Source organism: Synechococcus sp. BA-124 BA4, from assembly GCF_034931165.1.
Genome location: NZ_JAYGIA010000112.1, coordinates 1 through 13838, shown reverse-complemented (window position 1 = coordinate 13838; position 13838 = coordinate 1). Strand labels below are relative to the sequence as shown.

Genomic DNA, 13838 nt, shown 5'->3' with positions numbered 1-13838 from the left:
GGGTGGTGGGGCGCCAGCGCCGCCGCCTGGGGCGTGGCCGGCCTGGCCAGCGCCAGCACCATCACCGCCCTGGTGAATGAGGCCGCCACGCAGCAATCCACCCAGATCCTGGTGCCCCAGAGCCCCTACCGGCTCAACTACGCCTCCGTCGAGCCGGTGGGCAGCGCGGGAGCCAGCTTCAGCTACGGCTTTGCCGACGAATCCAACCTCTTCGGGGGCGTGAACTGCCAGGAAGGGCTGCTCAACGGCCAGCCGCCCGCCAGCGCCGATCAGGCCCAACTGGTGAACGCCGTCTGCCAGGTGGCCTACGGCACACCCTCCTGAAGGCAGGAGACTGGACTGGATTGCTGCTGAGCTGCCGGCTCCCCATGGCGACCGCCTCCACCAAGAACCCTGCCCTCACCTACTTCCAGTCCCTGGCCCACGAGGTGGCGGATCTCGAGGCCCTGCAGGCGAGGGTGAGCCAGAGCCTGCCCCTGAACGCCCTGTTCAGGCCCACCGAGGCGGGAACCTTCTTCCACCGCAGCGGTGTCACCAGCGTGGGGGCCCTGCCGATCACCTGCAGCATTCACTCTCCCCTGGAGGTGGCCTTCGATGACAGCCGCTTCGCCACGCTGGTCCTGCCCTGCTCAGGACAGGCCCACATCCGTCTGGAGGGTGAGGTCCTGGAGCTGATGTCAGGCCCGATGGCCGCCTACCTTCCCGGCTGTGCCTTCGAGGCCAGCACGGGCCCCTTCCAGGAGGTGATGGTCAGCCTCGATCGCCGCCGGCTGGCCGAGACGGCGGCCGTGATCGGCACCGGTCAGCTCAGCAGCCGCCAGCTGCGCCAGCGCTTCGAGCGGGCCGCCCTGATCGATGGCTCAGCCGTCCCCCTGCAGGCTGAGCTGCTGCGCCATCTGCACCTGGCCCTGCAGATGGCCGACGCTTCCCTGCTCCGAAGCGTCGGTGGGATGGCGGAGGAGCAGATCGAAGACCTGATCCTGAGGCTGGCGGCGGCGATGGTCTGCCCTGATCTGGTGCTGGGCGGCGCTGGGGCCGGCAGCGCCGGCCGGGGCCTGAGCCCCTCCAGCCGCGATCGCCACTTCGACGAGCTGCTCGAGTGGATCCGGGCCCATCTGCACGCCCCCCTGACCCCCACGGAGCTGTGTCGTCGCAGCTCGTACTCCCGGCGCAACCTCTACTACCTCTTTCAACACCGCTTCGGCTGCGCCCCGATGCAGTGGGTGAAACAACAGCGCCTGAGTGCGGTGCACGATGATCTGCGCCAGGCCGGCGGGGACGAGAGCGTGGCGGAGATCGCGGCCCGCCACGGCTTCCGCCAGATGTCGTCGTTTTCCGCCAGCTTCCGGGAGCGTTACGGCCTCACCCCTTCGATGCTGTTGCGGCGCTCCCGCTCAGGGCTGGACGACAACTGAATCAGCTCCACCTTGTAGCCGTCGGGGTCTTCCACGAAGGCGATCACCGTGCTGCCGTGCTTCATCGGCCCGGGCGGCCGAACCACCCGCCCTCCCTTGCCGGCGATGGCCTCACAGGTGCTGTGGATGTCCTCCACCCCCAGCGCGATGTGCCCGAACCCATCACCGATCGCGTAGGAGCTGGTGTCCCAGTTGTGGGTCAGCTCCAGCACGGTGGTGTCGCTCTCATCGCCATAGCCCACGAACGCCAGGGTGAAACGGCCAGCGGGGTAATCCTTGCGGCGCAGCAGGCGCATGCCCAGCACCTCGGTGTAGAAGGCCAGAGAGCGCTCCAGGTCGCCCACCCGGAGCATGGTGTGAAGCAGACGCATAGGGGATGGGGAGCAGAGGAGACCAGTCTGGCGGCACCTCCGACCCGGACAGCTGATCCGTCGGTACCGACCGTGACATCGGAGCGCCCCGGGGCGACCCATAAGATCCCCCCAAGCCCTGACCGCCTTCAGTTTTCGTGTTCGACTCCCTCGACCTCGTGATCGATTCCATCGTGGCTCGGGAGGTGCTCGACTCCCGCGGCACCCCCACGGTGGAGGCGGAAGTGCGGCTGGAAGGGGGCGCCCAGGGCCACGCCATCGTGCCCAGCGGCGCCAGCACCGGCGCCCATGAGGCCCATGAGCTGCGCGATGGCGGCAGCCGCTACGCCGGCAAGGGGGTGCTCCAGGCGGTGGCGAACATCGAGGAGAAGATCGCTCCGGTGCTCTGCGGCCTCACCGCCATTGAGCAGGTGGCGGTCGACACCGCGATGATCGAGCTCGACGGCAGCGACAACAAATCGGCCCTGGGGGCCAACGCCATCCTGGCCGTGAGCCTGGCGGTGGCGAGAGCAGCGGCCGACGGGGTGGGCCTTCCCCTCTACCGCTACCTGGGCGGACCGATGGCCACCCTGCTGCCGGTGCCGCTGATGAACGTGATCAACGGCGGAGCCCACGCCGCCAACAACCTGGATTTCCAGGAATTCATGCTGGTGCCGCACGGCGCCCCCAGCTTCCGTGAGGCCCTGCGCATGGGCACCGAGGTGTTTCACACCCTCAAAGGGCTGCTGAGCAAGCAGGGCCTCTCAACGGCCGTGGGCGATGAGGGCGGTTTTGCCCCCAACCTGGAGAGCAACGACGCCGCCGGCGCCCTGCTGGTGGCGGCGATCGAGAAGGCGGGCTACAAGCCCGGGGAGGAGATTTCCCTGGCTCTCGATGTAGCCAGCACCGAGTTCTATGCCGACGGCCGCTACGCCTTCGGCGGCGGCAGCTACAGCTCCGCTGAGATGGTGGATCAGCTGGACGCGCTGGTGAGCCGCTATCCGATCGTCTCGATCGAGGATGGCCTCGCCGAAGACGACTGGGAGGGCTGGGCGCTGATGACCGAGCGCATGGGCGGCCGGCTCCAGCTCGTGGGCGACGATCTGTTCGTGACCAACACCAGCCGTCTGCAGCGGGGCATTGACAGCGGCACCGCCAATTCGATCCTGATCAAGGTGAACCAGATCGGCTCCCTCACGGAAACCCTGCAGGCGATCGATCTGGCCGGCCGCGCCGGCTACACCAGCGTGATCAGCCACCGCAGTGGCGAAACCGAGGACACCACCATCGCCGACCTGGCGGTGGCCACCCGCGCCGGCCAGATCAAGACGGGATCCCTCAGCCGCAGCGAGCGGGTGGCCAAGTACAACCGGCTGCTGCGCATCGAGGACGAACTGGGCAGCCAGGCGCTCTATGCCGGAGCCGAAGGACGGGGACCCCAGGGGAAAGCCTGACCAGCGGCCCCGCCGGTTGATTCCAGGGGCGTACGATCGCCGCCACCCGTGTTGGCTCTGCCGTGATCCGTTCCACCCCGGTGCGTCTGGCTCATGCCGTCGCCGTGCTGACGCTGGGGGTGATGGCAGGGGGACCGTCCCTGGCTCAGCCGGCTCCCACATGCACGTTCCTGATGCCCATCGGCGGCTCCGAACCGGTGGTGAGCAAACGGATCGGGCGCGGACGGCTGCTGGGTCGCAACAACTGGAACACCGATTTCATCGTCGACCAGCCCTTCACCAGCTATCGCTTCTTCTTCACGGCCACCTCCACCGACCCCAGGCCAGTTACCCCGTGCAGGGTTTCATGCGGTTCACCGACAGGACGAGCCTGCAGCTCTTCAATGAAACCCTCACCCCTCCCCAGGGCACCGGACAGATGTGGGGTCCCTTCGCCTCGGTGCCGGGCAAGCGCACCAGCCTCATGAACTTCCGGGTCGGCTCCTCCAGTCAGCCCGGAGCTCTCGGCTTCAGCTACCGCATCTCCGTTCAGGGCTGCAACTGAACTGGCCCTTCGGGACGCTACAACAGATTCCGGAAGTCTGGCTGGCCTGGTCTAGACCCCACCCGACCAGCGCAGAGTCCCCAGAGCCTTCGAGACGCTCTGTGGATCGCGACTGCGAGCAGATGCCAGCCTCCTGCGGCCGGCGGGCGAGCCGACGAGATAGAACGTCCTGGCTGGGCTCATGACACACCCATGGATCGGATGCAGGCCCTTTTCGCGAGCGTGTCGGAGAACGGCACGACCGACGCCGCCAGGATTCATGCCCGCCTGAGCGAAAGCTGCATCTCCTCCGACGATTTCCGTCTGCGAACCACGATGAACCGGCTGGCCGAACTGGGTGGCCGCTCCATTGATCTGGACACCTTCAGCACCCTGGTGGGACCCGAGCTGATGATGGTCAAACGGGCCCTGGTGCGCCAGCTCATCATCCCAGACTGGCTGGAATTCTGCTGTGATATTCAGACGATCTACAATCATGTCGCTGGCGACCACGGTGGCGCCAATGCCGATTACATCCCGATCCTGCGGGATGCGGATCCTGAGAAGTGGGGCGTGGCGGTCTGCACGGTTGATGGCCAGCGCATGCCGATCGGCGATGTCGAGATCTAGCACTCGATCCAGTCCGTCTCCAAACCGCTCACCTATGCCTATGCACTCGCCCGCGAGGGAGCGGAGTACACCCATCAGTTCGTTGGTGTTGAACCCTCGGGGCGGCCGTTCAATGTGCTTGATCTGCTGCCGGACATGCGCCCCTTCAATCCCTGCGTGACCGCCGGTGCGATCATGACCGCCGGGATCGTCGCTTCCGGGTGGCCGGACAGGAGTGCCCGGGAGATCACCCAGGAGATCATGAACCTCTGGTCAGATCTCTGCGGCGGACTGGCCACGGTCCGCTTCAGTGAGGAAACCATGCTCTCCGAGCGCAAAACGGCGCACAACAACTTTGCGATCGCCTATCTGCTGCAGGGGCGCAAGGGCCTGCCGCGGAATGTCGACCTCCACAAGATGCTTGACCTCTACCTCTCCTGTTGCAGCATCGAGATGACAGCCAACATGCTGCCGCCTTCCGGGTGGCCTGTGCCGATGGCACGATCGAAGCCGAAGAAGACCACAAACTCCGTGCACTCGCAGAAGCGCTGGGGATCAGCACCGGGGTGCTGGAACTGGAAATCGGAAGGTTCCAGCGCCAGGTTGCCATCAACCGCATGCCGGCGATCCCGTGATCTCCTGAAGCCGATCGAGAAGGACATGGTCCGGGACTGAACCCTGTCTCGCTGAGGCGATCGGCCACCGTCAACACACTTCCCTAAAGTCCGCATGAGCCGAAGTCCACTTGAGGGGATCGCAGGAACATGCATGTTCGATTCTGGGGGACAAGAGGATCCATCCCTTCACCCGGTCCCCTGACACTTCGCTATGGAGGGAACACCACTTGCGTGGAGGTACGCACCACTGGCGGCACGCTCCTGATTCTCGACTGTGGCAGCGGAGTGAGAGAGCTCGGCAACTCTCTGATGGCAACGAAATCCTCCGCCCGACGTGGCCACATCCTGATCAGCCACCTGCACTGGGATCATATTCAGGGAATGCCGTTCTTCGCCCCTCTCTATGCAGCAGACGGCGAGTGGGACGTGTATGCACCCAGACCTGGAGCCCTCTCCCTGCAGGACGCGCTGACGCTGCAGATGTCACCCCCTTTCTTCCCCATCAGCCTTGACGCCCTCCGGGGGACGATACGTTTTCACGAGCTCCGCGAAGACGTGCACATGATCGGTGACGCCAAGGTATCGACGCAGTTTCTGAACCATCCAGGAGCAACCCTCGGCTATCGGATCGAAGCCGACGGTGCGGTTGTTGTCTACATTTGTGATCATGAGCCCCATGGCACAGGGGATTTCGCCTCATCTCAGGATTTCAGCCGGGAGGATCGTCGCCACATCGCCTTTCTGCAGGACGCCGATCTGGTCATTCACGACGCCCAGTACATCGCCAAGGAGTTCGATCAGAAAAGAGGCTGGGGACACAGCGTGGGTGAGTACGTGGTCGAGGTTTGCCGCCAGGCCGGTGTGCGCAAGGTGGCGCTCACCCATCACGACCCAACACGCACCGATGCGAAGATCGATGCTTCGATCCAGAATCTCCGCACGGCATTTGCCGGTTCTACCTTCCTTCCAGACTTTTTTGCCGCAGCGGAAGGCGCACAGCTGGATGTGGGCAACCAGGACGTGGGAACCCCCTCCACCACCCACTGACATCCACAGATCCAACATCCACCCCGTACGGGTTGGTGAACAGCGCTCAGCTCCCCGTTCCCGGCAGCTTCTCCAGGCGAGCATCCCGCCGCTGCCGAGCCTGGAGCTTGACCCAGCTCAACCCCACCGGCACCCCGGCCACCAGGGGGATGGCGGCCAGGGACGGCTGACTCCCAGATCCGAGCACCGCTGCCGCCACGGCGCAGGCGCCCAGCAGGATCGACTGGCTGGTGCTCTGCTGAGCGAGAGCCAGCCGCCGCAGCAGCCGGTCGGTTTCCCCGGCGCGGATCTGCACCTGCAGGTCGCCCTGCTCGATGCGCACGAGGCTGTCCTCCAGGCGGCGGGGCAGGCCCAGGGCCCGGCTGCCCACTTCAGCGGCCTGGCGGCTGAGTTCACCGAGGAAGTCGTTGGGGCCGTTCCCGCTCGCGGTCATCAGGGGGAGGAGATAAGGACGGGCAATCGCCATCAGGCTAAAGCCGGGGTCGAGGCTGCGGCCCACCCCCTCGAAGGTGGAGAGGGCCCGCATCACGAAGATCAGCTCGGCCGGAAGCCGAAACGGCTGGCCATAGACCAGGTCGTAGAGGTCGCCCGAGAGCTTCTCGATCACGTTCGTGGAGAAGGGAGGTGTGAGCGCCTCGGTGAGCATCACCCGCACCAGTCGCCTCACCGGGCCGGGATCCACCTCCCTGGCGATCACCCCCGCCCCCTGCAGCTCCTCCACCAGGCCGGCGGCATCCCGCGCCGCCGCGGCCCGCACCATCCGCCCCAGCCGGCTGCGCAGCCGCGGGGACAGCTGGCCCATCATCCCGAAGTCGTAGTAGATGAGAGAGCCATCGGCGGCCACCGCCAGGTTGCCGGGATGGGGATCGGCGTGGAAGAAACCGAAGCGCACCAGCTGCTGCAGGTAACTGGCGGCCCCCTTCTCCGCCACCGCCGCCGGATCGATGCCCGCCGCCACAAGGGCCGTGCGATCGGTGATCTTGATGCCGGGCAGAAAATCCAGGCAGAGCACCCGGCGGGTGCTGAGCTCCCAGATCACCGAGGGGATGCGGATGCCGGCATCGTCGAGGAACTGCTGACGGAAGCGGGCCGCGTGTTCGGCCTCCAGGCGGAAATCCAGTTCGCGCAACAGCACCCGGCGGCATTCCTGGGCGATCGACACCCAGTCGCGGCCTTCACCCCAGCGCGGATGGCGCTGCATCACGGCCGCCACCTGCTGCATCACCTCCAGATCGAGCCGGAACAACCGCTCCAGCCCGGGCCGCTGGATCTTGAAGACCACCTGCCGGCCACTGCGCAGGCTGGCCCGGTGCACCTGGGCGAGGCTGGCGGAGCCCAGAGGCCGCTCTTCGAGATCGACGATCTCAGCGCAGCGTCCTCCCAGCTCCTCCTCGAGCCGGGCCTGAACCACCGCGAACGGGAAGGAGGGCACCTGATCCTGCAGATGGGAGAGCTCCTCGACGTAGCCCGCCGGCAAAACATCGGGACGGGCGGAGAGCAACTGACCCAGCTTGATGAAGGCCGAGCCCAGCCCCAGCAACTCAGCGGTGAGCCAGCGGGCACGGCGTTGCTGCCTGGCCTCCCGCCGCTCCTGTGTGGAGCCGCCTCGGTAGGTCCAGTCCTTCCCGTCCCACCAGAGCCCCCCCAGCAAGCGCAGCACCGTCCACCAGATGCGCAGCGAGCGGGCGAAGCCCCGCCACCGTTGACGCAAGGCGTCCATCAAGCCTGGTCCTCGAGCTGGCGCGAGAGTGCCGCCACCCGGGCTCGCAGATCATCGATCTGATCCTGTGGAGGTGCGGCAGCCCAGGCCGCAGCCGTGGCGGTGGCATCCCCTCCTCCGGCCTCGGTGCCTGTGCCGCCCCTGCTGGCCTCCGTTTCGAGACGCTGGGCCTCCTGCTCCACTTCACTCCAGAACAGCTCCAGCTCGCGCCTGAGGCGCTCAGGGGCCTCCTGGGCCAGCACGGCCAGGCTGGCTGCCGAATCGGCGAAGCCACTGCCAAGACGGGCCCCCAGCCGATTCAACGCAGCCTGCAGCAGGGATTGGGGGGCATGCATCGAAGGGACCTTCCGCTATGGGCAAACTGTGGCAGATCAGGGCTGGCGCTCGGGAGCCGGTGGCGGCGGCACGTCAAGCGAGGGCGGGCCGGGCTCTGGGACGGGTTCCTGGCTCGGAGCGTCAGCCGCGGAGTCGGTGTCCCTGGAGGACTCCGTCAGGGGCCCGTCCGGGGCGCCACCAGCCTGGGTGCCTCCAGCCGCCGTCGTCTGCTCGGCAGTCTTCTTGGCCTCGCGTTTGGCCTTGGCCGCGGCCTCCTGCTGCCGGCGTTCCAGTTCGATCAGCTCCAGATCACCGCGCAGCTCCTCGCGGTCGGCGCCATAACGCAGTCGCAGGCTTTCCAGCGTGGTGCCAGGGAACGGCTTGACATCAAACCCCTGATCCAGTTTCAGCGGCCCTCCGGCCTGCAGGGCCAGCAGGCGGTCGGTGATGCCGTAGCCCGAGCCGAAGGCGAGACCGGCAACCAGGGGGAGCACCCAGGGTGCCCAGCGCTTCGGCGGCTGGGGTGCTGTCGCCTCCGGGCTGGATCGACGGGATCGGCGCCGGGCTCCGGCCTCGGGCATGGGGGAGCTGGATTCGAGGAAGTCTCCATCCTGCCTCCAGCCGCAAGCCTTCAGGTGGTGTAGTCGGCGTTGATGCGCACGTATTGATCCGAGAGATCACAGCCCCAGGCCAGGCCGGTGCCCGGGCCGGAGCCCACCAGCAGGCGGATGGCCACCGTGTCGTCGTGGAGATAGGCGCCGGCGGCGCGATCGGCCATGTAGCGGGAGGCCGCCGGACGATCGAAGGCCAGGGGCTGCCCAGCGGCCATCAGCTGGTGCTCGCCAAGCCAGAGGGCCACCGCTCCGGGATCGAAGGCCACGCCGGCGCGGCCCGCCGCCGCCACGATCCGGCCCCAGTTGGGGTCACGCCCATGGATGGCGCACTTCACCAGCGAGGAGCCGCAGATGGTGCGGGCGATCGCCCGGGCACCGGGATCATCCGGGGCTCCCTCCACCTGCACCTCGATCAGACAGGTGGCGCCCTCGCCGTCGCGGGCGATCGCCCTGGCCAGGTGCTGCGACACCGCCGTCAGGCCGGCCTCCAGCGCGCCCAGGTGCTCGGGGCTCAGGGGTTCCCCGGCGGCAAAGGCCAGGACCGTGTCGTTGGTGCTGGTGTCTCCGTCCACCGTGATCGCGTTGAAGGAGCGATCCACCGCCCGCCGCACCATGGCCTGCCAGAGCTCGGCCGGCACACCGGCATCGCAGCTGAGGTAGCCGAGCAATGTGGCCATGTCGGGATGGATCATCCCCGAGCCTTTGGCCATGCCGCCGAGGCGCACCCGCCGGCCGCCCAGATCAGCCTCCAGGGCGATCTGCTTGTCGGTCAGGTCGGTGGTGAGGATCGCGGTGGCAGCAGCGTCGCCCCCCTCGAGGCTGAGAGCCTCCACCAGGGGCTCGAGTCCCGCCAGCAGAGTGTCCATCGGGATCGGTACGCCGATCACACCGGTGGAGCAGATCAGCACCTCCTCGGCCGCCAGCCCCAGCCGATCCGCAAGGGCCTGGGTGGCTCGCAGGCTGTCGATCAGGCCGTGGTCACCGGTGCAGGCATTGGCCTGGCCGGAATTGGTCAGCACCGCCCGGGCATGGCCGCCCAAGGCCTGCAGTCGCTCGGCGCAGAGGTCCACGCAGGCGGCCCGCACCAGCGAGGTGGTGAAGGTACCGGCGCACACGGCCCCCTCCGGCGCCAGCAGCAGGGAGAGGTCGGGATTGCCAGAGGGCTTGAGACCGGCCGTGATCCCGGCCGCCAGGAAGCCATCGGGGGCGGTGAGGCCACCGGGGATGGTGTGCCAGAGGGCAGCGAGGGTCACGGCAGCAGGATGAGTGCTGCCATCCTGCCGAGCCGCCATGCCATGGCCCCCACCAACCCCCGGACCGAATCCCCGCTCCCAGCCATGCTGATCCGGCACCGCTGGCGTGGCGGGCAGCGCCGCATCGGTCTCACCGGCGGCATTGCCACGGGCAAGAGCAGCGTGGGGCGGTTCCTCGCCGAGCGCCATGGGTTGCCCGTGCTGGATGCCGACCGCTACGCCCGGGAGGCCCTGGCCCCCTGCAGCCAAGGGGAGCAGGCCGTGTTGGAGCGGTACGGCGACCGGGTGCGCCACGCGACAGGAGGGATCGATCGCGCCGCTCTCGGGCGGATCGTTTTCGCGGATGGGGCGGAGCGGGCCTGGCTGGAGGCACTGATCCATCCGCTGGTGCGAGCCCGCTTCGATGCCGATCTGGCTCGACTGGCCGCGGCCCCCGTGGTGGTGATGATGATCCCGCTTCTGTTCGAGGCGGGGCTGGAGGGACTGTGCAGCGAGGTCTGGCTGGTGGACTGCGACGAGGGCCAGCAACTGAAACGGCTGATAGCCCGCGACCGGCTCAGCGAGGCCGAGGCTCGCGCCCGAGTGGCGACCCAGTGGCCTCTGGAGCGCAAGCGGCAGCTCGCCGACCTGGTCATCGACAACCAGGGGGCCGCCACCTCATTGGCCGAGCGGGTCAAGGAGGCCGTGGAGGTTCAGACCCCATGCAGGGCAGAGACCACCCGATCCACACAGGCCTCAGGCCCCAGCTGCCCGGAATCCACGGTCAGGTCATAGGTGCAGAAGCCATGCACCACGTCCGCCAGGCCACGAGCCCGGCCAAGGACGCGGTCGCCGCGGGCCCGCTCCCGTGCCTCGAGGATCGCCAGGTCACAGGTGATGCCCACGCTGAACACCCGCAGTCCGGCGAAGGCGGCTGTGCAGCTGTCCATCATCCCCTGATCATGCAGGACATGATCAAAAATCACGGCGTTGCCGCCATCCACCAGTGTGCGTACAACAGGTGCCATGGTCTCGATCAGGCGCTGGAAGACGGGTCCAAACACGGGCCGCACATCCAGTGGCTCCCCTTCTGCGGACACCCGATGCATCTGCACGCCCTCGGCGGTGAACGGATCGGTGTCGCCCTGCCGGGGCGTGTCTGCCCCCCTGTAATAGCGAGGGGCAGCGAAAAAGAGAACGTCGTCGAAACCGAGGCAGAGATAGGGGTGGCCAATCCGCGCCTGCAGCCGTCGACAGAGGGTGGACTTGCCCGCACTGGACGGTCCATTGACAAGGATGACGTCCGGCCAGTCCACGTCTTGAACCTGATCTCCAGCCTTCCGAGGTTATCCCGTGCGCTCTTCGCTTCAGCATCCCCAGCAGGATCCGGGCGGCATCGCTGCAGAGCAGGGACCTGAGCAGGCCTTGCGCGCGCAAGCTCAATGAAGATCTCTGTCGATCAAAGCCCGGCTACCTCCCAGCCTGGTGGCACTCTTGTTCACTCTCTGGGCCTGAGGGAGCCGCCATTGCAGAAGCGTGTCGCCCAGGCCTGATGCACATCCTTCGTATCGCCAGTGATGTTGTCAACATGCCACACACCGTGCCACTTCACGGAGGTGTCATGGCAGGCCTGCCAGAATTTCGCCTGCCGGGCGATGGGAACCAGTGATGCAGCGATGACGACGGCGCTGATGGTCGTGGCCAACTGAAGAACGATCCCCGCATGAGCCCGGATCATCTCCCGCGGAGACAGTTTCTGGTCGTTGTGGTCGCTCATTGGGGTAACCGGGTGATCAGAGGCCATTTCAGCATTGGTGATCACTTTCAGGCCTCAATGCCGCCCTTTGATGCTCTGGCAAGTGCTCGTGTCAGCCGTGAACCTCGCTTGGCGGCTGATCGTTGGCAGCTCCCCCAGTCGTGACAGCTGCTCTCCACACCCAACCAGCGGTTTTCGATAGCTCCAGGAGCAGAGTGCCAACTTCGAGCCGGTGCTCCTCAGCAGGTTGAAAGCTGCGAAGACTGCGTCTGGTGCACAGGCCATCAGTCACCACAGCCAGCTGCTGGCCATGGATTTCCGACTCAAACCTCAGCCCTTCAGCTGCTCGCTGAGGATGCGATTGGCGAGCTTGGGGTCGGCCCGGCCGCCGGTGCGCTTCATCAGCTGGCCCACGAAGAAGCCCTGAAGCTTGGTCTTGCCGCCGCGGAAGGCCTCCACCTCCGCCGGATGGGCGGCAAGCAGGTCCTGCACAACCGCCTGGATGGCGGCGGGATCACTGATCATGCCCAGGCCGCGCTCCGCCACGATCGCCCTGGCGGAGCCGCCCTTCTCCAGCAGCTCCGGCAGGATCTCCTTGGCGATCTTGCCGCTGATCGTGCCATCGTCGATCAGGCCCACCAGCTCCGCCAGTTCCTCGGGTTTCAGGGGCAGCTCGGTGATCGAGAGCTTGCCGGCATTGAGATAGGCGGCGATGTCGCCGGTGACCCAGTTGGCGACCGACTTGGCCTCGGCTCCGGCGGCCACGGCGGCTTCGAAGTATTCGGCCATCGCGCGTTCATCGGTGAGAACCCGGGCGTCGTAGATCGAGAGGCCGAGCTCCTCGGCGTAGCGATGGCGCTTGGCCGCCGGCAACTCGGGCAGCTCCGCGCGCCATCCCTCGCGCTGCTCTGCGGTCACCTCGATCGGGCCCAGATCCGGTTCGGGGAAGTACCGGTAATCGCTGCTCCCCTCCTTGCTGCGCATGCTCTTGGTGAGCTGCTTGCTCTCGTCCCAGAGGCGCGTTTCCTGCCGAATCGGCTCACCGGCCTCGATCGCCTTGACCTGCCGGGCGATCTCGAAATCACAGGCCTTCTGGATCGCCGAGAAGGAGTTCATGTTCTTGATCTCCACCTTCACACCGAACGGCTCATCCGGCCCACGGCGCACCGAGATGTTCACATCGCAGCGCAGGGAACCCTCCTGCATGTTGCCGTCGCTCACGCCCAGATAGCGCATGATCCGGCGGATCTCCGAGGCATACTCCGCCGCCTCACGGCCGGTGCGCAGATCGGGCTTGCTCACGATTTCGGCCAATGCCACGCCGGCCCGGTTGTAATCCACCAGCGAATGGGTGCTGCCGGCGAGGCGATCGCTGCCGGCATGCACCAGCTTGCCGGCGTCTTCCTCCATGTGCAGCCTCTCGATGCCGATCGTCTTGAGGTAGGTGTCCTTGCCCTTCTCGGCCACCTCCACCTCGATCCAGCCGTTCTCCGCGATCGGCTCGTCGTATTGGGAGATCTGGTAGTTCTTGGGGAGATCGGGATAGAAATACTGCTTGCGGTCGAACTTGCTGTGCTCAGCCACCTGCAGATTCAAGGCCAGTGCCGCCTTCACCGCATACTCCAGCACCTTCTCGTTGAGCACCGGCAGGGTGCCTGGGAGCCCCAGCACCACCGGATCGATATGGGTGTTGGGATCGTCGCCGTAGCTGGTGGAGGCCGCCGTGAAGATCTTGCTGGCGGTGCCCAGCTGCACATGGGTCTCGAGGCCGATCACCGCCTCCCATCCCCCTTCTCCGCTCACCCCGGTCATGGCCTTCATCCCGCCTGGGGCGATCCTATGCAGCAGGCCCCGTCCGGCCGCCGCCGCAGGGCGAGGCCATGGCCGAAGCTGAATATCCCCTGCGGACCCCAGAGCCGGCCCCATGAGCGTCCAGAGCGACCCCGTGCTGATCCTCGGTGGCGGCCTGATCGGTCTGGCGGTGGCCCACCAGCTGGCCCGCCGGGGAGAGCTGGTGCAGGTGCTCAGCCGGCGCCGCAGTGAGGCGGCGGGGTTCGTGGCCGCCGGGATGCTGGCCCCCCACGCCGAGGGAATCTCGGGCCCGCTGCTGGGCCTCGGCCAGGCCAGCCTGGAGCGGATTCCGGCCTGGGTGCAGCGGCTTGCCGGGCGGATGGAAGGGATAGCCC

Annotated in this window: 15 protein-coding genes and 2 pseudogenes; 9 read left to right on the top strand and 8 right to left on the bottom strand. The window is 66.9% G+C overall.

What is annotated here, in order from left to right; translation table 11 throughout:
• Both VB734_RS13785 and VB734_RS13780 read left to right on the top strand, forming a co-directional pair.
• A pseudogene (locus tag VB734_RS13785) lies at nucleotides 1-324 on the top strand (hypothetical protein); the annotation flags it as partial.
• Nucleotides 325-368: 44 nt separating this feature from the next.
• The gene (locus VB734_RS13780) at nucleotides 369-1415 is read left to right on the top strand and encodes an AraC family transcriptional regulator (RefSeq protein ID WP_322782286.1); all 1047 of its coding nucleotides are present in this window, start codon (nucleotides 369-371) and stop codon (nucleotides 1413-1415) included.
• Here VB734_RS13780 and gloA read toward each other — a convergent pair.
• Nucleotides 1355-1786, bottom strand: coding sequence for a lactoylglutathione lyase (gene gloA, locus VB734_RS13775; protein ID WP_322782285.1), 432 nt, complete (start codon nucleotides 1784-1786; stop codon nucleotides 1355-1357). The two genes, VB734_RS13780 and gloA, sit on opposite strands and share 61 nt — an antisense overlap.
• 137 nt (nucleotides 1787-1923) lie before the next feature.
• Between gloA and eno the strand changes: the two genes are divergently transcribed.
• The 5 genes and pseudogenes from eno to VB734_RS13755 all read left to right on the top strand — a co-directional run bounded on the left by eno (nucleotide 1924) and on the right by VB734_RS13755 (nucleotide 6015).
• Entirely contained in the window at nucleotides 1924-3219 is a 1296-nt protein-coding gene (gene eno / locus VB734_RS13770; protein WP_322782284.1) for a phosphopyruvate hydratase, read from the top strand.
• A 346-nt stretch (nucleotides 3220-3565) separates the two neighbouring features.
• Nucleotides 3566-3763 (top strand): hypothetical protein, encoded by a 198-nt coding sequence (locus tag VB734_RS13765; RefSeq protein ID WP_322782283.1) that lies wholly within the window; start codon nucleotides 3566-3568, stop codon nucleotides 3761-3763.
• Nucleotides 3764-3955: 192 nt separating this feature from the next.
• Nucleotides 3956-4813 (top strand): annotated as a pseudogene (locus VB734_RS13760) (glutaminase); the annotation flags it as partial.
• Nucleotides 4814-4833: 20 nt separating this feature from the next.
• Nucleotides 4834-4986, top strand: a complete 153-nt coding sequence (locus VB734_RS14690; RefSeq protein ID WP_416223699.1) for a hypothetical protein — start codon at nucleotides 4834-4836, stop codon at nucleotides 4984-4986.
• Between the two features lie 213 nt (nucleotides 4987-5199).
• Nucleotides 5200-6015: an MBL fold metallo-hydrolase gene (locus VB734_RS13755; RefSeq protein ID WP_322782282.1), complete on the top strand. Its 816-nt coding sequence runs from the start codon at nucleotides 5200-5202 to the stop codon at nucleotides 6013-6015.
• A 46-nt stretch (nucleotides 6016-6061) separates the two neighbouring features.
• Here VB734_RS13755 and VB734_RS13750 read toward each other — a convergent pair whose 3' ends face one another.
• The 4 genes from VB734_RS13750 to argJ are packed head-to-tail and all read right to left on the bottom strand — an operon-like array spanning nucleotide 6062 to nucleotide 9956.
• Nucleotides 6062-7735, bottom strand: a complete 1674-nt coding sequence (locus VB734_RS13750; protein ID WP_322782281.1) for an AarF/ABC1/UbiB kinase family protein — start codon at nucleotides 7733-7735, stop codon at nucleotides 6062-6064.
• Nucleotides 7735-8070: a hypothetical protein gene (locus VB734_RS13745; protein ID WP_197161910.1), complete on the bottom strand. Its 336-nt coding sequence runs from the start codon at nucleotides 8068-8070 to the stop codon at nucleotides 7735-7737. Before VB734_RS13745 ends, VB734_RS13750 begins: the two co-directional genes overlap by 1 nt.
• A gap of 36 nt (nucleotides 8071-8106) precedes the next feature.
• On the bottom strand, nucleotides 8107-8631 hold the full coding sequence (locus VB734_RS13740) for a hypothetical protein (protein WP_197161907.1): 525 nt from the start codon (nucleotides 8629-8631) through the stop codon (nucleotides 8107-8109).
• Between the two features lie 50 nt (nucleotides 8632-8681).
• Nucleotides 8682-9956, bottom strand: coding sequence for a bifunctional glutamate N-acetyltransferase/amino-acid acetyltransferase ArgJ (gene argJ / locus VB734_RS13735; RefSeq protein WP_197161904.1), 1275 nt, complete (start codon nucleotides 9954-9956; stop codon nucleotides 8682-8684).
• A 45-nt stretch (nucleotides 9957-10001) separates the two neighbouring features.
• Between argJ and coaE the strand changes: the two genes are divergently transcribed.
• A complete protein-coding gene (coaE, locus tag VB734_RS13730; protein ID WP_322782632.1) occupies nucleotides 10002-10691 on the top strand; it encodes a dephospho-CoA kinase in 690 nt (229 codons plus the stop codon).
• Here the strand turns inward: coaE and VB734_RS13725 are convergent.
• From VB734_RS13725 to gatB, 3 genes are all read right to left on the bottom strand, one after another.
• Nucleotides 10610-11212: a chloramphenicol phosphotransferase CPT family protein gene (locus VB734_RS13725; protein ID WP_322782280.1), complete on the bottom strand. Its 603-nt coding sequence runs from the start codon at nucleotides 11210-11212 to the stop codon at nucleotides 10610-10612. The genes coaE and VB734_RS13725 overlap by 82 nt on opposite strands.
• A gap of 182 nt (nucleotides 11213-11394) precedes the next feature.
• A complete protein-coding gene (locus VB734_RS13720; RefSeq protein ID WP_322782279.1) occupies nucleotides 11395-11718 on the bottom strand; it encodes an Ets-domain-containing protein in 324 nt (107 codons plus the stop codon).
• A gap of 264 nt (nucleotides 11719-11982) precedes the next feature.
• Nucleotides 11983-13473, bottom strand: coding sequence for an Asp-tRNA(Asn)/Glu-tRNA(Gln) amidotransferase subunit GatB (gatB, locus tag VB734_RS13715; protein WP_322782278.1), 1491 nt, complete (start codon nucleotides 13471-13473; stop codon nucleotides 11983-11985).
• Between the two features lie 103 nt (nucleotides 13474-13576).
• On the opposite strand from gatB, the gene VB734_RS13710 reads away from it, so the two are divergent.
• Nucleotides 13577-13838: FAD-dependent oxidoreductase (locus tag VB734_RS13710; RefSeq protein ID WP_323243536.1), on the top strand; the 262-nt coding region annotated here is incomplete at its 3' end.

Excerpts from the sequence above, each read along its gene's own strand:
- VB734_RS13780 (WP_322782286.1), top strand. The coding sequence starts at position 369 with ATGGCGACCGCCTCCACCAAGAACCCTGCCCTCACCTACTTCCAGTCC.
- gloA (WP_322782285.1), bottom strand. The coding sequence starts at position 1,786 with ATGCGTCTGCTTCACACCATGCTCCGGGTGGGCGACCTGGAGCGCTCT.
- VB734_RS13765 (WP_322782283.1), top strand. The coding sequence starts at position 3,566 with ATGCGGTTCACCGACAGGACGAGCCTGCAGCTCTTCAATGAAACCCTC.
- VB734_RS13750 (WP_322782281.1), bottom strand. The coding sequence starts at position 7,735 with ATGGACGCCTTGCGTCAACGGTGGCGGGGCTTCGCCCGCTCGCTGCGC.
- VB734_RS13745 (WP_197161910.1), bottom strand. The coding sequence starts at position 8,070 with ATGCATGCCCCCCAATCCCTGCTGCAGGCTGCGTTGAATCGGCTGGGG.
- VB734_RS13740 (WP_197161907.1), bottom strand. The coding sequence starts at position 8,631 with ATGCCCGAGGCCGGAGCCCGGCGCCGATCCCGTCGATCCAGCCCGGAG.
- argJ (WP_197161904.1), bottom strand. The coding sequence starts at position 9,956 with ATGGCGGCTCGGCAGGATGGCAGCACTCATCCTGCTGCCGTGACCCTC.
- coaE (WP_322782632.1), top strand. The coding sequence starts at position 10,002 with ATGCTGATCCGGCACCGCTGGCGTGGCGGGCAGCGCCGCATCGGTCTC.
- gatB (WP_322782278.1), bottom strand. The coding sequence starts at position 13,473 with ATGAAGGCCATGACCGGGGTGAGCGGAGAAGGGGGATGGGAGGCGGTG.